This is a genomic window from Streptomyces sp. NPDC087787 (genome assembly GCF_044743035.1).
In the GTDB taxonomy this organism is placed as follows: domain Bacteria; phylum Actinomycetota; class Actinomycetes; order Streptomycetales; family Streptomycetaceae; genus Streptomyces.
The window spans coordinates 396,381-415,209 of the sequence record NZ_JBIUVQ010000001.1 but is presented as its reverse complement, the minus strand read 5'-3'; the positions used below and the strand labels follow the sequence as shown (position 1 = coordinate 415,209).

15 protein-coding genes are annotated in these 18,829 nt (G+C 72.6%); 13 read left to right on the top strand and 2 right to left on the bottom strand.

Going from position 1 to position 18,829, the window contains the following annotated elements:
• Positions 1-151 precede the first annotated feature (151 nt).
• The 7 genes from lpdA to ACIOWN_RS01910 all read left to right on the top strand — a co-directional run bounded on the left by lpdA (position 152) and on the right by ACIOWN_RS01910 (position 10,312).
• Complete coding sequence (gene lpdA, locus ACIOWN_RS01940; protein WP_100572276.1) at positions 152-1,540, top strand: dihydrolipoyl dehydrogenase; 1,389 nt, start codon at positions 152-154, stop codon at positions 1,538-1,540.
• A gap of 62 nt (positions 1,541-1,602) precedes the next feature.
• On the top strand, positions 1,603-3,387 hold the full coding sequence (gene sucB, locus ACIOWN_RS01935) for a 2-oxoglutarate dehydrogenase, E2 component, dihydrolipoamide succinyltransferase (RefSeq protein ID WP_401979806.1): 1,785 nt from the start codon (positions 1,603-1,605) through the stop codon (positions 3,385-3,387).
• 217 nt (positions 3,388-3,604) lie between these two features.
• Positions 3,605-4,228, top strand: a complete 624-nt coding sequence (locus ACIOWN_RS01930; protein WP_100567158.1) for a GntR family transcriptional regulator — start codon at positions 3,605-3,607, stop codon at positions 4,226-4,228.
• 259 nt (positions 4,229-4,487) lie between these two features.
• Positions 4,488-7,190 (top strand): pyruvate dehydrogenase (acetyl-transferring), homodimeric type, encoded by a 2,703-nt coding sequence (aceE, locus tag ACIOWN_RS01925; protein WP_401979803.1) that lies wholly within the window; start codon positions 4,488-4,490, stop codon positions 7,188-7,190.
• 92 nt (positions 7,191-7,282) lie between these two features.
• On the top strand, positions 7,283-8,269 hold the full coding sequence (locus ACIOWN_RS01920; RefSeq protein WP_401979800.1) for a helix-turn-helix transcriptional regulator: 987 nt from the start codon (positions 7,283-7,285) through the stop codon (positions 8,267-8,269).
• Between the two features lie 56 nt (positions 8,270-8,325).
• Positions 8,326-8,844, top strand: a complete 519-nt coding sequence (locus ACIOWN_RS01915; RefSeq protein ID WP_362349502.1) for a DUF4240 domain-containing protein — start codon at positions 8,326-8,328, stop codon at positions 8,842-8,844.
• 283 nt (positions 8,845-9,127) lie between these two features.
• On the top strand, positions 9,128-10,312 hold the full coding sequence (locus ACIOWN_RS01910) for a MarP family serine protease (protein WP_401979797.1): 1,185 nt from the start codon (positions 9,128-9,130) through the stop codon (positions 10,310-10,312).
• A 60-nt stretch (positions 10,313-10,372) separates the two neighbouring features.
• Here ACIOWN_RS01910 and ACIOWN_RS01905 read toward each other — a convergent pair whose 3' ends face one another.
• The gene (locus tag ACIOWN_RS01905; RefSeq protein WP_362349157.1) at positions 10,373-10,861 is read right to left on the bottom strand and encodes a GNAT family N-acetyltransferase; all 489 of its coding nucleotides are present in this window, start codon (positions 10,859-10,861) and stop codon (positions 10,373-10,375) included.
• A 71-nt stretch (positions 10,862-10,932) separates the two neighbouring features.
• Between ACIOWN_RS01905 and ACIOWN_RS01900 the strand changes: the two genes are divergently transcribed.
• Positions 10,933-11,829, top strand: a complete 897-nt coding sequence (locus ACIOWN_RS01900) for a TIGR01777 family oxidoreductase (protein WP_362349155.1) — start codon at positions 10,933-10,935, stop codon at positions 11,827-11,829.
• Positions 11,830-12,032: 203 nt separating this feature from the next.
• Complete coding sequence (locus ACIOWN_RS01895) at positions 12,033-13,472, top strand: NAD(P)/FAD-dependent oxidoreductase (RefSeq protein WP_401979792.1); 1,440 nt, start codon at positions 12,033-12,035, stop codon at positions 13,470-13,472.
• 397 nt (positions 13,473-13,869) lie between these two features.
• Here ACIOWN_RS01895 and ACIOWN_RS01890 read toward each other — a convergent pair whose 3' ends face one another.
• Positions 13,870-15,363 carry a regulator gene (locus ACIOWN_RS01890; protein ID WP_362349151.1) on the bottom strand — a complete coding sequence of 498 codons (1,494 nt, stop codon included), beginning with the start codon at positions 15,361-15,363 and terminating at the stop codon, positions 13,870-13,872.
• A 244-nt stretch (positions 15,364-15,607) separates the two neighbouring features.
• Here ACIOWN_RS01890 and lipB point away from each other — a divergent pair, with 244 nt between their 5' ends.
• From lipB to ACIOWN_RS01870, 4 genes are all read left to right on the top strand, one after another.
• On the top strand, positions 15,608-16,405 hold the full coding sequence (lipB, locus tag ACIOWN_RS01885; protein ID WP_401979789.1) for a lipoyl(octanoyl) transferase LipB: 798 nt from the start codon (positions 15,608-15,610) through the stop codon (positions 16,403-16,405).
• A gap of 119 nt (positions 16,406-16,524) precedes the next feature.
• Positions 16,525-17,490 (top strand): lipoyl synthase, encoded by a 966-nt coding sequence (gene lipA / locus ACIOWN_RS01880; protein ID WP_100567150.1) that lies wholly within the window; start codon positions 16,525-16,527, stop codon positions 17,488-17,490.
• A gap of 272 nt (positions 17,491-17,762) precedes the next feature.
• Positions 17,763-17,963: a hypothetical protein gene (locus tag ACIOWN_RS01875; RefSeq protein ID WP_362349149.1), complete on the top strand. Its 201-nt coding sequence runs from the start codon at positions 17,763-17,765 to the stop codon at positions 17,961-17,963.
• A gap of 92 nt (positions 17,964-18,055) precedes the next feature.
• Positions 18,056-18,757, top strand: a complete 702-nt coding sequence (locus tag ACIOWN_RS01870) for a DUF4191 domain-containing protein (protein WP_362349148.1) — start codon at positions 18,056-18,058, stop codon at positions 18,755-18,757.
• The last annotated feature ends 72 nt before the right edge of the window (positions 18,758-18,829 follow it).

Genomic DNA, 18,829 nt, shown 5'->3' with positions numbered 1-18,829 from the left:
GCCCCGCGTCTCGTTCACTCCCGACAAGTGCGAAGATGGGCGTCGGCAGGACAGGGCCCCCACCGAAGGGCCGAAACTCAAGCGGCCGGACACCAGCCGCCTGCCGGTCACCGACGACCGGCGTACGGCGCACATGCATGGAGGACGTGACGTGGCGAACGACGCCAGCACCGTTTTCGACCTAGTGATCCTCGGCGGTGGCAGCGGTGGTTACGCCGCGGCCCTGCGCGGGGCGCAGCTGGGTCTGGACGTCGCCCTGATCGAGAAGGACAAGGTCGGCGGTACCTGCCTGCACCGGGGTTGCATCCCCACCAAGGCCCTGCTGCACGCCGGCGAGATCGCCGACCAGGCCCGCGAGAGCGAGCAGTTCGGTGTGAAGGCCAGCTTCGAGGGCATCGACGTGCCCGCCGTCCACAAGTACAAGGACGACGTCATCTCGGGCCTGTACAAAGGCCTGCAGGGGCTCATCGCCTCCCGCAAGGTGACCTACATCGAGGGCGAGGGACGGCTTTCCTCCCCGACCTCCGTCGACGTCAACGGGCAGCGGGTCCAGGGCCGCCACGTCCTCCTGGCGACCGGTTCCGTGCCGAAGTCCCTGCCGGGCCTGCAGATCGACGGCAACCGCATCATCTCCTCCGACCACGCCCTCGTCCTGGACCGCGTGCCGAAGTCCGCGATCATCCTGGGCGGCGGTGTCATCGGCGTCGAGTTCGCCTCCGCGTGGAAGTCCTTCGGCACCGACGTCACGATCGTCGAGGGCCTGAAGCACCTCGTGCCGGTCGAGGACGAGAACTCCTCGAAGCTGCTGGAGCGCGCCTTCCGCAAGCGCGGGATCAAGTTCAACCTGGGCACCTTCTTCCAGAAGGCCGAGTACACCCAGGACGGCGTCAAGGTCACCCTGGCCGACGGCAAGGAGTTCGAGGCCGAGGTCCTGCTCGTCGCCATCGGCCGCGGCCCGGTCTCCCAGGGCCTGGGCTACGAGGAGGCCGGGGTCGCCATGGACCGCGGCTACGTCCTCGTCGACGAGTACATGCGCACCAACGTTCCGACCATCTCCGCCGTCGGTGACCTGGTCCCGACGCTCCAGCTCGCGCACGTCGGCTTCGCCGAGGGCATCCTGGTGGCGGAGCGTCTGGCCGGTCTGAAGACCGTTCCGATCGACTACGACGGTGTTCCGCGGGTGACGTACTGCCACCCGGAGGTCGCCTCCGTCGGCATCACCGAGGCCAAGGCCAAGGAGATCTACGGCGCGGACAAGGTCGTCGCCCTGAAGTACAACCTGGCGGGCAACGGCAAGAGCAAGATCCTCAAGACCGCGGGCGAGATCAAGCTCGTCCAGGTCAAGGACGGTGCCGTGGTCGGCGTCCACATGGTCGGCGACCGCATGGGCGAGCAGGTCGGCGAGGCCCAGCTGATCTACAACTGGGAGGCGCTGCCGGCCGAGGTGGCCCAGCTCATCCACGCCCACCCGACCCAGAACGAGGCGCTCGGCGAGGCCCACCTGGCCCTGGCCGGCAAGCCGCTGCACTCCCACGACTGACGCCTCACGTCATCGGGCGCGACGACACAGACTTCCGTAATTCGTTAGGAGCAACCGAAACCATGGCGGTTTCCGTAACCCTTCCGGCGCTCGGCGAGAGCGTCACCGAGGGCACTGTCACCCGCTGGCTGAAGGCCGAGGGCGAGCGCGTCGAGGCCGACGAGCCGCTGCTCGAGGTCTCGACCGACAAGGTCGACACCGAGATCCCCTCGCCCGCCGCCGGCGTGCTGGCCTCCATCAAGGTCGCCGAGGACGAGACCGTCGAGGTCGGCGCCGAGCTGGCCGTCATCGACGACGGCTCCGGCGCCCCCGTGGCGGCCCCCGCCCCGGCCGCCGCCGAGGCTCCGGCCCCTGCCGCCGAGCCCGCCCCGGCCCCGGTCGCCGAGGCCCCGGCCGCCCCCGCCGCCCCCGCCGCTCCGGCCGCCCCCGCGGGCGCCGGCGCCTCCGGCACGGACGTGGTCCTGCCCGCGCTCGGTGAGTCCGTCACCGAGGGCACCGTCACCCGCTGGCTGAAGTCGGTCGGCGACTCCGTCGAGGCCGACGAGCCGCTGCTCGAGGTCTCCACGGACAAGGTCGACACCGAGATCCCGGCGCCCACCTCCGGTGTGCTCCTGGAGATCGTCGTCGGCGAGGACGAGACCGCCGAGGTCGGCGCCAAACTCGCCGTCATCGGCGCTCCCGGCGCCGCTCCGGCTCCCGCCGCGGCCCCGGCCGCCCCGGCCCCGGCCGCCGCCCCGGCTCCGGCTCCGGCCGCCGCCCCGGCTCCGGCCCCCGCGGCTCCGGCCGCTCCGGCAGCCCCCGCCGCTCCGGCCCCGGCTCCGGCCGCCGCCAAGCCCGCGGCACCGGCTCCCGCGCCGGCCGCGCCCGCCCTGGTCACCCCGGCCCCGGCTGCCGCTCCGGCCGCCGCCCAGCCGACCGACGAGGGCGCGTACGTGACCCCGCTGGTGCGCAAGCTCGCCGCCGAGAACGGCGTCGACCTGGCCGCCGTCAAGGGCACCGGCGTCGGCGGACGTATCCGCAAGCAGGACGTGCTCGCCGCGGCCGAGGCCGCGAAGGCCGCCGCCCCGGCAGCGGCCGCTCCGGCCGCCGCACCCGCGAAGAAGGCCCCCGTCCTGGAGGTCTCCCCGCTGCGCGGCCAGACCGTGAAGATGCCGCGGATCCGCAAGGTCATCGGCGACAACATGGTCAAGGCGCTGCACGAGCAGGCCCAGCTGTCCTCGGTGGTCGAGGTGGACGTGACCCGCCTGATGCGCCTGCGCGCCCAGGCCAAGGACTCGTTCGCGGCACGCGAGGGCGTCAAGCTCTCCCCGATGCCGTTCTTCGTCAAGGCCGCCGCCCAGGCGCTGAAGGCCCACCCGGTCATCAACGCCAAGATCAACGAGGCCGAGGGGACCATCACCTACTTCGACACCGAGAACGTCGGTATCGCGGTGGACTCCGAGAAGGGCCTGATGACCCCGGTCATCAAGAACGCCGGTGACCTCAACATCGCCGGTATCGCCAAGGCCACCGCCGACCTGGCGGGCAAGGTCCGGGCCAGCAAGATCACTCCGGACGAGCTGTCCGGTGCGACCTTCACCATCAGCAACACCGGCTCGCGCGGCGCGCTGTTCGACACGATCATCGTGCCGCCGGGTCAGGTCGCGATCCTCGGCATCGGCGCCACCGTCAAGCGCCCGGCCGTCATCGAGACCGAGGAGGGAACGGTCATCGGCGTCCGCGACATGACGTACCTGACCCTCTCCTACGACCACCGCCTGGTGGACGGCGCCGACGCCGCCCGCTACCTGACGGCGGTCAAGGCGATCCTGGAGGCCGGCGCGTTCGAGGTCGAGCTCGGACTCTGACCCCGCCACCAGGGAACCAGCACCACGGCGCCCCCGTCCGGAACCTTCCGGGCGGGGGCGTCGCGTTTGCCGTTTCTTGGCCATGACGGGGTGTAAGTCTCGTCTCACCTGCACGAAAGCGCCCGTATGCGCCCTACCGCGAGACGCCGACGGCCGTATTGTCTAAACGTCGAACGCCCCCCGGGGGCCCGTGGGTCCCCCCTTGAAGGAGCCCTAAATGACCGCGCCCGTCGTCCACTCGCTGCGCGAACAGATCCGCGAGCACATCGTGGAGGGGATCGTCAGCGGGCGCTGGAAGCCGGGCGAGCGGATCGTGGAGCGGCGGATCGCCACCGAGCTGGAGGTCAGCCAGACGCCGGTGCGGGAGGCGCTGCGCGAGCTGGAGTCGCTGCGGCTGATCGAGTCGGCGCCGAACAAGGGCGTGCGGGTGCGCAACCTGACCGCCGCCGACCTGGAGGAGAGCTACCCGGTCCGGGCCGGCCTCGAGGCCATCGCGGCGGAGCTGGCCGCCGAGCGGCTGGCGGCCGACTGCTCGGCCCTCGAACCGCACGTGGCGGCGCTGTACGAGGCCGACCTCAGGTCCGACGGCACCGGTCAGGTGCGGCACACGGTGGCCTTCCACCGCGAGCTGGTCCGCGCGGCCGGCAACTCGGTGCTGCTGCACACCTGGGAGGGCCTGGGCATCGAGGTGTTCACCGCGCTGTCGATCCGCTGGCTGGGGACGGTCCAGCAGTCGTACGCGGAGGAGCACGAGGAACTGGTGCAGGCGTTCAAGCGGCGGGATCCGCGGATCGCCGACCTGGTCAAGTCGCACGTTCTCGGCTGCGCGCCGCGACCGTGAGGCAGTCGAGCACCTGTACGCTCACCTGGGAAATCCCTTCGAAAATGCGGCACCGCGTGCCCGTTTCAAAGGCACCGGGTGCCGACTTTCTCGAAATCGAAGGGTTTTACCCGGGAAATCTTTGATCGATCATCGATCAGGGGGTTACAGTCACCGCTGGGCTTCCACCAGAGCCTCACGCCCTGTCCTGCCAAAGACCTAGGGCACCCCCGAACCCTTACCGATGAGGGAACCCCCTTCGACTGAGGAAGGCGGCGACATGACCGACCCCAACGCCATCCAGCCGAGCGAGCTCGACCAGCTCCCGGACCGCGACCCCGAGGAGACCGCCGAATGGCAGGCCTCCCTGGACGCCGTCACCCAGGCGGCCGGGCCGCACCGTGCCGCGTATCTGATGCGCCGTACGCTGGAGCGCGCCGAGGGCGCCGGCGTCGTCCTGCCCAAGCTTCTCGAGACGGACTACGTCAACTCCATCCCGACCGCCGCCGAGCCGGCCGTCCCCGGTGACGAGGCCATGGAGGCCCGGATCACCGCGTGGAACCGCTGGAACGCGGCGGCGATGGTGACCCGCGGCAGCAAGTACGGCGTCGGCGGCCACATCGCCACCTTCGCCTCCGCGGCCTGGCTGTACGAGACCGGCTTCAACCACTTCTTCCACGGCAAGGAGGGCGACGGTTCCGGCGACCAGCTGTACATCCAGGGCCACGCCTCCCCGGGCATCTACGCCCGCGCCTTCCTCGACGGCCGGCTGACCGAGCAGCACCTGGACAACTTCCGCCAGGAGGCCGGCGGCAACGGCCTGCCCTCCTACCCGCACCCGCGCCGTCTGCCCTGGCTGTGGGAGTTCCCGACGGTGTCGATGGGCCTCGGCCCGATCTCCGCCATCTACCAGGCCCGGTTCAACCGCTACCTGACCAGCCGCGGCATCAAGGACGTCTCCGACTCCCACGTGTGGGCGTTCCTCGGCGACGGCGAGATGGACGAGCCGGAGTCCACCACGGCGCTGACGCTCGCCTCCCGCGAGGGCCTGGACAACCTGACCTTCGTCATCAACTGCAACCTCCAGCGCCTGGACGGCCCGGTCCGCGCCAACTTCAAGATCGTGCAGGAGCTGGAGGCCCTCTTCCGTGGCGCCGGCTGGCACGTGATCAAGACGCTGTGGGGTTCCGCCTGGGACGAGCTGTTCGCCCTGGACACCACGGGCGCGCTGGTACGCCGGCTGCGCGAGGTACCGGACGCGCAGATCCAGACGTACCAGACCCGCGACGCCGCCTACATCCGCCAGGACTTCTTCGGGGCCGACCCGGCGCTGGCCGAGATGGCGAAGCTGCTCAGCGACGACAAGATCACCGAGTGCTTCCACTTCTCCCGCGGCGGTCACGAGGCGCGCAAGGTCTTCGCCGCCTACAAGGCCGCCCTGGCCCACAAGGGCGCCCCGACGGTGATCCTGGCCCAGACGGTCAAGGGCCACACCCTCGGCACGGGCTTCGCGTCGAAGAACGCCAACCACCAGATGAAGAAGCTTTCGGTGGACGAGTTCAAGCAGATGCGCGACCTGCTGGAGCTGCCCATCGCGGACAGCGCCTTCGCCGACGGCCAGGTCCCCTACGGCCACCCCGGCGCCGACTCCCCCGAGGTGCGCTACCTCCAGGAGCGCCGCGCGGCCCTCGGCGGCCCCGCCCCGGCCCGCCGCGTCCACCCGGTCGCGCCGCTGCCCGCGCCAGCCGACAAGGCGTTCGCCGCCTTCGACAAGGGCTCCGGCTCGCAGAGCGTGGCCACCACCATGGCGTTCGTCCGCCTGGTCAAGGACCTGGTCCGCGACAAGGAGACCGGCAAGCGCTGGGTGCCGATCGTCCCCGACGAGGCGCGCACCTTCGGCATGGAGTCGCTGTTCCCCTCGCTCGGCATCTACTCGCCCAAGGGCCAGACGTACGAGCCGGTCGACCGCGACCAGCTGATGTACTACAAGGAGGCCAAGAACGGCCAGATCCTCAACGAGGGGATCACCGAGGCCGGTTCCATGGCCGACTTCATCGCCGCTTCGTCGTCGTACTCGACGCACGGCGAGGCGATGATCCCGTTCTACATCTTCTACTCGATGTTCGGCTGGCAGCGCACGGCCGACCAGATGTGGCAGCTCGGCGACCAGCTCGGCCGCGGCTTCCTGGTCGGCGCCACCGCGGGCCGCACCACCCTGACGGGTGAGGGTCTGCAGCACGCCGACGGCCACTCGCCGGTCATCGCCGCGACCAACCCGGCCGCGCTGAGCTACGACCCGGCGTTCGCCTACGAGGTCGCGGCCATCGTCAAGGAGGGTCTGCGCCGTATGTACGGCCAGGCCGAGCCCGGCGAGGACCAGGACGTCTTCTACTACCTGACGGTCTACAACGAGCCGCTGCCGCAGCCCGCCAAGCCGTCCGCCCCCGGCATCGACGAGGGCATCGTCAAGGGCCTGTACCGCTTCAACACGGCGGAGTCGGCGGGTCTGACCGTCCCGGCGAACGCGCCGCGGATCCAGCTGCTCGGCTCCGGCACGGCGATCCACTGGTCGCTGGACGCCCAGCGGATGCTGGCCGAGGAGTGGGGCGTGGCCGCCGACGTGTGGTCCGCGACCTCCTGGGGCGAGCTGCGCCGGGACGCCATGGAGGCCGACGCGGCGCTGCTGCGCGGCGAGGAGCGGGTGCCGTACGTCCGCCGCGCGCTCCAGGGCGCCGAGGGCCCGGTCCTCGCGGTCTCCGACTACATGCGCCAGGTCCCGGACCAGATCGCGCAGTGGATCGAGCAGGACTACACCTCGCTGGGCGCCGACGGCTTCGGCCTGTCGGACACCCGCGACGCCGCCCGCCGCCACTTCGGCGTCGACGCCCAGTCGATCGTCGCCGCCGCCCTGGCCCAGCTCGCCCGGCGCGGCGAGGTGAAGGCCTCGGCGGTCAAGGAGGCCCGGGAGAAGTACGGCCTGTGAGGCACATCGCGTAAGGGTGAAGGGGTACGGCCGCGGCCGTACCCCTTCGCCGTTCCGGTGTTCGCCGCCGCCGGCCCCGGCATGATGGCCGTATGCGTGCCGCCCGTCTGATCAAAATGGTGCTGCTGCTCCAGTCGCGGCCCGTCATGACCGCCGCCGAGCTCGCCCGGGAGCTGGAGGTGTCGGAGCGGACCGTCACGCGGGACGCTCAGGCGCTGTCGGAGGCGGGCGTGCCGGTGTACGCCGACCGGGGGCGGGCCGGGGGCTACCGGCTGGTCGGCGGCTACCGCACCAGGCTGACCGGCCTCGACCGCGGTGAGGCTGAGGCGCTGTTCCTCAGCGGTGTGCCGGGCGCGCTTCGGGAGATGGGACTCGAGGACGCCGCCTCCGCCGCCCGGCTGAAGGTGTCCGCGGCCCTGCTCCCCTCCCTGCGCGACGCCTCCCGTACGGCGGCGCAGCGCTTCCACCTGGACGCGCCCGACTGGTTCCGCGAGCCGAAGACGCCCGGGCTGCTGCCGGCGGTCGCGGAGGCGGTGTGGGACGACCTGCGGGTCACCGCGCGCTACCGGCGCGGCGAGGAGGAGGCCGTACGGGAGCTGGAGCCCCACGGTCTCGTGCTCAAGGCGGGCGTGTGGTACGTGTGCGCCTGGGTCGTGGGGCCCGGCTCCTTCCGGGTGTACCGCGTGGACCGTTTCACGGCCGTCGACGCGGGCGCGGGGACGCGTTTCGAGCGGGACGGCGGCTTCGATCTGCCCGCCTTCTGGGACGAGCGGGCCGCGCAGTTCGCGCGGTCCGTGCTGCGCGCGGAGGTGGTGGTGCGGCTGTCCGAGGAGGGCGTACGGCGGCTGCCGCACGCCGTGGGGCCGGTACCGGCCAGGGCGGCGCTGGAGGCCGTCGGAGCCGCGGCCGGCCGCGACGGGCGCGGGTGGGTGACGGTGACCCTGCCGGTGGAGTCCGAGGAGGTCGCCCACGAGCAGCTCACGGCGCTCGGGCCGGAGGCCGAGGTGCTGGCTCCCGAGGCGCTGCGGCGGCGTTTCGCGCGCGATGCCGAGCGGCTGGCGGCGCTGTACCGCCCCTGACGGCCCGTGCACTCCGCGTGCGTCGCCCGGCGCGAGGGCCGATGCTTGAAGCCGTGATGGACGAGACGGAGTTCTGGGAGCTGATCGACGGCAGCCGCGAGGCCGCCGAAGGTGATCCGGAGGAGCAGGCCGACCTGCTCGTCGAACGGCTGCTGGGCTGCGACCCCGAGGTGGTCCTGGACTTCGCCCGTCACTTCGAGGCCCGGTACAACCGGGCCTACCGCTGGGATCTGTGGGGCGCCGCCTGGGTGCTCCTGGACGGGGCCAGCGACGACGCGTTCGACTTCTTCCGGTGCTGGCTGATCGGCCAGGGCCGGGAGGTCTTCGAGGGCGCCCTGCACGACCCGGACTCGCTCGCCGAGCTGCTGGACGACTTCGACGAGGAGGTCGACGGCGACGGCGAGGAGCTCGGCTACGCGGCCGACGAGGCCTACGAGCAGCTCACCGGCACGGTCGCCCCCGACCTCGGCGTCCCGTCCGCCCCGGCGGAACCGGAGGGCACCCCCGTCGACTTCGAGGACGACCGGGCGCTCGCCCTGCGCTATCCGAAGCTGTGGGACCGGTTCCGTGAATAGCTCCTCCAGGCGCCTTTGGGTGCCCGCGGACCCGTCGTGACGCCCCGCCGGCGAGGGCGCGGCGCGGCCGCGCGGCTCCGCGCACGACAGGCGTGCGCCCGCTGCCGGGCGGTTCCGGTCCGTCCGCGATGTGCGCTCTGCCACCTGGTGGAACCATCGTCCTGGTCAAGGACGTTTCTGTGGGTACACGCACACGTGGCCGGTCCCCGGATCCACGCACGCGTGGCTGATCACTGGGCCCGTCCCGTGCGTATGTGGGGATCCGAGGAGAAAGGCGGCCCGAGTGGACCTGCTCGACCTGCTGTTGGTGCTGGTGATCCTCGTCTACGCCGCGTCCGGCTACCGGCGGGGACTCGTGGCCGGCTGCGTCTCGCTGGCCGGTTTCGTCGGCGGTGCCGTCGTCGGCGTGTGGATCCTGCCGTGGGTGATGGACTTCGTCACGCGCGGGACGACCACGGCGACGGTCACCGCCGTGCTCACGGTGCTGGTGCCTGCCGTGGTCGGGCACGAGCTGGCGGGCCGTCTGGCGCTGCGGCTGCGGCGCGAGCTGGACCGCGGGCCGCTGCGGGTGGCCGACGGCATCGGCGGGGCCGCCGCCAACACCGTGGCGGTGCTGATCGTGGCCTGGGTGGCGGCGAGCGTCCTGGCCGCCTCCTCGACCCCGGTGGTGACGACGGCGATACGCGACTCCCGGCTGCTGGGCGCGGTCCAGAACGCGATGCCGGACACCACCCCGGCCTGGTTCTCGCGCGCCACCTCCGCGCTGACCGAGGCGGGCTTCCCGCAGGTCTTCAACCCCTTCGAGAACGAGCCGGCGGCGGGTGTCGCCCGGCCCACCGGGGACAGCGTCACGGAGAACGCGACGAACGCCGCCCGGTTCAGCACGGTCAAGATCGAGGGCGCAGCCGGCAACCAGGGCCGCGAGGGCAGCGGCTTCGTGTACGCGCCGGAGCGTGTGATGACCAACGCGCACGTGGTGGCGGGCATCGACGACCCGGGCGTACGGATCGGCGGCGTCGGGCGGTCGTACCGGGCACGGGTGGTGCTGTTCGACCCGCACCGGGACGTGGCCGTGCTCTACGTCCCCGGGCTGAAGGCCCCCGTGCTGCGGTTCGACGACACCGCCGCGCGCGGGGACTCGGCGGTGGTCGCGGGCTATCCGCAGGACGGCGACCTGAACCTCCAGGCGGCGACGGTCGCCAACCGGATCCGGGCGAAGGGCCAGAACATCTACAACAGCGGCACGGTCACCCGGGAGATCTACTCCATCCGCTCCACGGTCCGCCCCGGCAACTCCGGCGGTCCGCTGCTGACCACGGACGGCCACGTGTTCGGTGTGGTCTTCGCCCGCTCCACCTCCGACGACGAGACGGGATACGTCCTGACGGCGGCCGAGGTCGCCCCGGACGCGCAGAGCGCGGCACACGCGACCGCGCCGGTGGACACGGGCCGCCTCGTCACCTCGTGAACCCGGGTACTCCCGGCTCGGGCCGCTCGGGCCCACGCCTTTCGGCTCAGGGCTCCCGGCTCACAGGAAGCGGCCCATGAAGACGTCGTCGACGTAGGCGCCGTCCAGGTGGAACTCCTCCGGCTGGACGCCCTCCACCACGAAGCCCTCGGACTCGTACAGCTTGCGGGCCGGGGTGTTGTGGCCCAGCACCCGCAGGGTGATGCGGCGGGCGCCCTGGCGGCGGCCCTCCTCGACGGCGGCGCGCAGCAGCGCGCGCCCCACCCCGCTGCCGCGGGCCTCCTCGGCCACGGCGAGACCGCGGATCTGCCGGACGTGCGCGTTGGACGCCAGTTCTGTGGGGAAGCCGAGGCGGATGTATCCGACCAGCCGGCCGTCGAGTTCGGCGACCAGGTGGTCGCGTGGCCCCGACCGGTGGCTGAAGAAGGGCTCGTAGGGCCGGCACGGGGCCGGGGTGACCGCGTGCGTCGTGGACCAGGTCCGGCGGTCGAGCCGGCCGAGGCCGTCCTCGTCGTCGGGGGTGGCGTGGCGTATGACAGGTACCGGCATAGCGGTCACTCTACGGCGCGGGCCGGTCCGGTCCGCCGGGATTTTCGTGGCGGGGCATGCAGGATGGGCCCATGGAACGTTCGCGAATCGCGGTGGCCGGCGCGTCCGGTCTGATCGGCAGTGCCCTGGTGCGGTCCCTGGTCGCGGACGGGCACGAGGTGGTGCGCCTGGTGCGCCGTCCGGCCCGCGGGGCGGACGAGATCCGCTGGGATCCCGCCGGCCGGTACGTGGACACGGCGGGGCTCGCCGGATGCGACGCGGTGGTCAACCTGGCGGGCGCGGGCGTGGGCGACCACCGGTGGACGCGGGAGTACAAGAAGCTGATCCGGGACAGCCGGGTGCTCGGCACGGCGGCGCTCGCCGAGGCCGTCGCCGCCCTGGACGCTCCCCCGCGGGTGTTCGTCGGCGGCAGCGCGATCGGCTACTACGGCGACACCGGCGAGCGCGCCGTCGACGAGGAGGCGCCGCCCGGGGACGGTTTCCTGCCGCGGCTGTGCGTGGAGTGGGAGCAGGCCGCGGCTCCCGCGCGGGAGGCGGGCATCCGGACGGTGTTCGCCCGCACCGGGTTGGTGGTGGCCCGTGAGGGCGGGGCGTGGGGGCGGCTGTTCCCGCTGTTCAAGGCCGGGCTGGGCGGGCGGATGGGAGACGGGCGGCAGTTCTGGTCGTTCATCGCGCTGCACGACGAGGTGGCGGCGTTGCGCCATCTGCTGGACACCGGGAGCCTGTCCGGGCCGGTCAACCTCACCGCGCCGCAGCCGCTGACGAACCGTGAGATCACCGCGGCCATGGGGCGGGTGCTGGGCCGGCCGACGCCGTTCCCGGTGCCGGCGCCGGTGCTGCGCGCGCTGCTCGGGGAGATGGCGGGCGATGTGCTGGGCAGCGCGCGGGTGGTGCCGAAGCGGCTGCTGGAGTCGGGGTTCTCGTTCGCCTTCCCCGGGATCGAGGACGCCGTCCGTGCGGCGCTGTGACGCCTGTGACCGCTCGCCGTGCCACCCTGCGATCGCACCTACGACACCTTGCGACCGTGTGCGACCGCCGTGCGACCGTGCCCTGTCGATGCGCGACTGTCCCTGACCGTGCGCGGCCCTAATCTCGACGCGAACTCGGGTATTCCTGACGCCGGTCGCGGGCATCACCGCCCCACCGGCCGCGCAACCTCGAGGAGGGGCACGTGCTTGAGCCCGCGTATCAGGCTGACGTCGTCGTCGTGGGAGCCGGGGTCGCCGGGCTCGCGGCAGCGCATCGACTGACCAGCGCAGGAGTGACGACCGCGGTACTGGAAGCCGCCCCTTACGTGGGCGGCCGCATGTCGACCGAGAAGGTCGACGGGTTCCGGCTCGACCGGATCGGACAGCTGCTGAACACTTCGTATCCCCAACTGGCCCTGAGCCCGGGGCTCGACGCGCTCGTGCTGCGTCCGTTCGCGCCGGGGGTCCTGCTGCACAACGACGGACGGCGTTTCCGCGCGGGTGCTCCGGCGCACGGCGGGAGCGCGAGGAGCGCACTTCATGTAGTGCGCGCCCTGGCGAGCGCCCCCCGCCCGCCGGTGTCCCGGCCGTCGTCCCTCGCCCGGGCGGCCGTTCCCCGGCCGTCCGCTCCCGGCTCGTCCGTCCCCCGCTCGTCCGCCGTGCCCTTCTTCGAGGGTCCGCCTCCCGGACGCCGAGGGATCGGCGCGCCGCTGCGGCTGCGCGCCGCGCTCGGCCGGATCGCCGCCACCCCGGTCGAACGGCTGCTGTCGCGACCGGAGTCGACCGCCCGGGAGGCGCTGGCCGCCCGCGGTCTGCCCGCCCGCACCGTCGACGGCTTCCTGCGTCCGCTGCTCGCGGCCCTGTTGTGCGACCCGGAGCTCACCACGTCCAGCCGCAGCGCGGACCTCGCCCTGCACTCCTTCGTGAGCGGCCGGCTGTGCCTGCCGGAGGGAGGTGCCGAGGTCCTGCCGGAGCTGCTCGCGCGCACCCTGCCGCCCGGCACCGTGCACACCGGCGTACGGGTCACCTCGGTCTCCACGACCGCGGTGACCACCGCCGAGCACGGCGTGATCCGCTGCCGGGCCGTGCTGGTCGCCACCGACGCGCGCGCCGCGGCCGAACTGCTGCCCGGGCTGCGCGTGCCGGACTTCCACCCGGTGACGGTGGTCCACCACACGACCGAGGAGCCTCCGGAGACGGGCGCGTACCTGCTGCTCGACGCGGACCGCGGCGGCCCGGTGGCGCACACGGCGGTGGTCAGCCGCGTCGACCCCGCCCGCGCGCCCGCCGGCCGCGCCCTGGTGTCGTCGACGGTCCTGGGCGTGCCCCCGGCCGACGTCGACACGGCGGTACGCCGCCATCTGTCCCGCCTCTACGGCACCTCCACGGCCCGCTGGGAGACGCTCGCCGTGCATGACACCCCCGAGGCCGTCCCCGCCATGCGCCCGCCGCACGATCCGCGGCGCCCGGTGCGGCTGCTGGCGGGCCTGTACGTGTGCGGCGACCACCGGGACACCAGCACCGTCCAGGGGGCGCTGCACTCGGCCCACCGGGCCGCGGCGGCCATCCTGGGCGACCTGGGCGCCGGACGCCCGATGCACCGCGCGGACCCGACGGCAACGGCCCCCCGAGCAGCCGCCTGAACTCCGTCCCGACGCCCGGCCCACGAGGCCCGACACCCCCGCCGGGCCTCCACCCCAACCACCCCGCCCCGGACGGCAGCCCGGCATCACCGGCGGACCTCAACCCGGCACCACGCCCGCGCCCCGGGCCACGGCCCCGCACCACCGCCCCCAACCCGGGCCGCCGCCCCAACCACCCTGTCCCGGGCCACGGCCCGGCACCACCGGCCCCATCCCGGACCACGGCCCCGCACCACCGCCCCCAACCCGGGCCGCCGCCCCAACCACCCTGTCCCGGGCCACGGCCCGGCACCACCCGCCCCATCCCGGGCCGCAGCCCATCACCACCGCCACCACCCCGGACCTCAACCCCGCCCCGGACCTCGACCTGACGCCACCACCCCGCCCCGCCCCGGCCTCAGCCCAGTGCTGCCACCCTGTCCCGGTAGCCGCGTACCGGGGGTGCGTCCCTGTACGGCTCCAGGCGGCGTTCGAAGTCCTTGACGTACTCCACCGCCCGCACCGAGCGCATGTCGGCGGCCTGCGTCGCGGCCTCGGCGGCCAGGCGGCAGGCCTGGTCCAGGTCGCCGAGACCCAGGCGGGCGGTGGCCAGGACCACGCGGCAGAACAGCCGGCTGCGGGCGTGGGCCGGGGCGCGGAGCTGGAGGGCCCGCTCGGCGTGCTGGGCGGCGGCGCGGTACTGCTGGAGGTCCCGGTGGCAGTGCCCGGACTCGTCGGCCAACTGGGCCTCGTCGAAGCGGCCCCAGGAGGGCACCTCGTCCCCGGGCCGGGCCGCCTCCAGGGAGCGCTCGGCGCGCACCAGGGACGCCGTGCAGGCGCGCACCTCGCCCAGCACGCCGTGCCCGCGCGCCTCGGCGGCGTGCAGCAGCGCCTGCACCGCGGGCGGGGCCGAGCCGCCGAGCCCCTGCTGGGCCACCCGCGCGAGCTGCACGGCCTCCCGCCCGTGCCCGAGGTAGACGGCCTGCCGGCTCATGGTGACCAGCACGTAAGCCCCGTAGGGCCGGTCGCCCGCGGCCTGGGCGAGCCGCAGCGCCTGCACGAAGTAGCGCTGGGCGAGCCCGTGCGCGGCGATGTCGTACGACGTCCAGCCGGCGAGCCGGGTCAGGTCGGCGGCGGCGCCGAAGAGCCGGCGGCCGGTCTGCTCGCCGTAGGTGCCGCGCAGCATCGGCTCGCACTCGTGCTCCAGGTAGCGCACGAGGGCCTGGCGGGCGTGGCCGCCGCCGTACAGGTCGTCGAGGGTGCGGAACAGCTCGCCGACCGAGCGCAGGGCGGCGATGTCGCCGCCGGTGACCTTCAGGCCCGGCGCCCGTCCGGCCGGGACTCGTTCGGTCCGGACGCGCTGCTGGGGCATGCCGGGCACCGAGGGGTCGGGCACGACGAGGGCGGGCCGCTCCGGGCGCCCCTGGACGGGCACCCGGGTGGGCGGTGGTGCCTCGACGCGGGCCACCCGGTCGTCGGCCCGGCCGATCAGCCAGTCCCGGCTGGGCACCACGAGCCCCGCCGGGGTGAAGGCGATCCTGCGCAGCTCGGCGTGGCTGCCGCAGTCCTTGCGCCACAGCCCGCCGACGATGTCGACGGCCTCCTCCGGGGTGGCGGCGAACTCCAGCCCCGCGTACACCGGGGCGCAGGCGTCCAGACCGAGGTCCTGCGCCGTCAGGCGGCGGCCCAGGCGCCGGGTGAAGACCTCCGCGATGAGGGCGGGCGTGGTCCCGCGCGGCTGCTGACCGCGCAGCCAGCGGGTGACCGACGTCTTGTCGTATCTCAGGTCCAGGCCGTGTTCGAGACCGAGCTGGTCGACGCGACGGGCCAGACCCGCGTTGGAGAATCCCGCTTCTGCGATGAGCGCGGCGAGCTGGCGGTTGGGAGTGCGCTGCGCGGGTCGTTCCGTCATCTGCGGTGCGGTCTCCTGCCTTTCGGGCAGCCACGCGGCCGCGTGGTGCCCGGATTGCCTGTGAGCAGCCCTTATGGCCTCATGAACGGCGCGAATGTAGCGGAGAGTGAGCAACTGACCGCAGAGTTTGACCACCATTCATCCGATCGTGTGAGGATTGCCCGCGGGGCTGACGCGTTCCGGCCGGACGTACAGTTGCGTGGGCACGTTTCGTGCCTTACGACCTTCCAGGGAGGCGTTCGCCGTGAGTGAGCTGCGGTTCGTCCGCATGGGATTCGGTGCCGAGGCCGTGGACTACGTCCAGGCCTGGGACGAGCAGCGCCGGGTGCACGCAGCCCGGTTCGCGGACGAGGTCCCCGACACCGTGCTGCTTCTGGAGCACCCGCCGGTCTACACGGCCGGCCGGCGGACCGAGGACAGCGAGCGCCCGCTCGACGGCACACCCGTCATCGACGTGGACCGCGGCGGCAAGATCACCTGGCACGGCCCCGGCCAGCTGGTCGGCTACCCGATCCAGAAGCTGCCCCGCCCGGTGGACGTGGTGGCCCACGTGCGCCGCCTGGAGGAGGCGCTGATCCGCGCCTGCGCGGACTTCGGCCTGGAGACCACCCGCGTCGAGGGGCGCAGCGGCGTGTGGGTGCTCGGCGACCCGGTGGAGCAGCGTCCCTCCCTGGGCGGGCTGTCCCTCGACTTCGACCGGCGCCTGGCCGACGACGAGTTCGACCCCCGGCTGAACGGCCCGGAGTACGCCCCCTCCAACGCCGGCCAGCGCCGCGAGGACCGCAAGATCGCGGCGATCGGGATCCGGGTCGCCAAGGGCGTCACGATGCACGGCTTCGCGCTGAACGTGAACCCGGACAACAAGTGGTTCGACAAGATCATCCCGTGCGGGATCCGGGACGCCGGCGTCGCCTCGCTGGCGGCCGAGCTCGGCCGGGACGTCACGATCGAGGAGGTGCTGCCGGTCGTCGAACGGCACCTGCGGGACGTCCTGGAGAACGCGGACCTGAAGCCGCGGGAGATCGAGCGGGCCACCGCCTGACCGTGACCTGCCGGGGGGAATGATCCCTCAGGCCCGCAGGTTGGCCTCACCGACGGGGCGCAACAAGCACGGGCGTACCCTGGTGTACGCCGAAGAATCGAAGCTACAGGGAGCCGGTCGTGTCCGCAGTCGCACCCGACGGACGCAAGATGCTGCGCCTGGAGGTCCGCAACAGCCAGACCCCCATCGAGCGCAAGCCCGAGTGGATCAAGACCCGGGCGAAAATGGGTCCCGAGTACACCAAGATGCAGAACCTCGTGAAGAGCGAGGGCCTGCACACGGTCTGCCAGGAAGCCGGCTGCCCGAACATCTACGAGTGCTGGGAGGACCGCGAGGCGACCTTCCTCATCGGCGGCGACCAGTGCACCCGGCGCTGCGACTTCTGCCAGATCGACACCGGCAAGCCCGAGGCCCTGGACCGTGACGAGCCGCGCCGCGTCGGCGAGTCCGTGGTCACCATGGACCTCAACTACGCCACCATCACCGGCGTCGCCCGCGACGATCTGGAGGACGGCGGCGCCTGGCTGTACGCCGAGACCGTGCGCCAGATCCACCAGCAGACGGCGGACCGCGAGGACGGCCGTACGAAGGTCGAGCTGCTCGCCCCGGACTTCAACGCCGTCCCCGAGCAGCTGGCCGAGGTCTTCGACTCCCGCCCCGAGGTCTTCGCGCACAACGTCGAGACGGTGCCCCGGATCTTCAAGCGGATCCGCCCCGGCTTCCGCTACGAGCGCTCCCTGAAGGTCATCACCGAGGCCCGCGACTTCGGCCTGGTGACCAAGTCCAACCTCATCCTCGGCATGGGCGAGACCCGCGAGGAGGTGGTGGAGGCACTCAAGCAGCTCCACGACGCGGGCTGCGAGCTGGTCACCATCACCCAGTACCTGCGCCCCTCGGTGCGCCACCACCCGGTGGAGCGGTGGGTCAAGCCGCAGGAGTTCGTGGAGCTGAAGGAGGAGGCCGAGCAGATCGGCTTCTCGGGCGTGATGTCGGGTCCGCTGGTACGGTCCTCCTACCGCGCCGGCCGGCTGTACCGGATGGCCGTCGAGAAGCGGGGCACGTACATCGCCGCCCAGGCGGTCTGACGCGGCTGACCATCCGTCACCACTCCCGCCCCACCGGCGGGCGGAGAGTATGTGAAATCGGGCACAAGGACCTACTGCCCGGTAGTGGCCGATATGACGCGGCCCTGACCGTCGCCGCAGATGAGCGCCTCGGACAGGGCCGCGTCAGCCTTTCGGGCCACGGCCGCAAGGCTTCATCGGTGTTTGACCGGCCGGTCACGCCCTGGTAACACCAAGCAGTGACCCTGGACTCACACCCCGTACACCAAGAGCCGTCATGAGGGGGACCTCCCATGCAGGCCGCGCACGTTCGTGCCACCGCGATCCCGTCCTTCACCGTCGCACTGCGCGCGGTCGAGTCCCTGCTCATGAGCAGCGGCCAGCGCACCGCCCGCCGCAACGCCTGGAACTCCGTCCTTGAGGACCGCCGCCGGGCCAAGGACCGCGTCGAGGCGCAGCGGGTCCTCGACCAGTTCCCCGCCGTCGGCCCCTGACCGCTCCTCCCCCACCCCTTCCCACCTGCTGCCCGGTGCCCGTACGGGCACTGCCGTCGGGGCCGCTCCGGGAGACACGTAGACTTCGTGGCATGGCGAGGAAGGACAACGCAGCCGAGGCTGCCAACCCCGGGCGACTGAAGCAGATCGCTCTGACCTACAAGATGACCCGCAAGGCCGACAGCAAGATCGGTCTGGTACTCGCGGGTGTCTTCATCATCACCTTCGGTGTCCTTCTCGGGATCGGCTTCGCGATCGGCCACCCGGTCTACCTCGGCATCCTGGGCGTACTGCTCGCCTTCCTCGCGACGGCGATCATCTTCGGACGCCGGGCCGAGACCGCCGCGTTCGGGCAGATGGAGGGCCAGCCGGGCGCCGCCGCGGCGGTCCTGGACAACGTGGGCCGCGGCTGGACCACCACCCCGGCGGTGGCCATGAACCGCAGCCAGGACGTGGTGCACCGCGCGGTCGGAAAGGCCGGCATCGTGCTGGTCGCCGAGGGCAACCCGAACCGGGTGAAGTCCCTGCTCGCCGCCGAGAAGAAGAAGATGAACCGGATCGTCGTGGACGTCCCGGTGCACGACGTGATCGTGGGCGACGGCGAGGGCCAGGTCCCGCTGAAGAAGCTGCGCACGACCCTGCTGAAGTTCCCGCGTGTGCTGACCGGCCCGCAGGTCACCACCACCAACGACCGGCTGCGCGCCCTCGGCGACCTGATGAGCAACATGCCCGTGCCGAAGGGTCCGATGCCCAAGGGCATGCGGATGCCGAAGGGCGGCCCGAAGGCCCGCTGACACCGCTCAGACACCTCCTACGACGGCGGGGGCGCCCGGAGACCACTCCGGGCGCCCCCGCCGTCGTAGGAA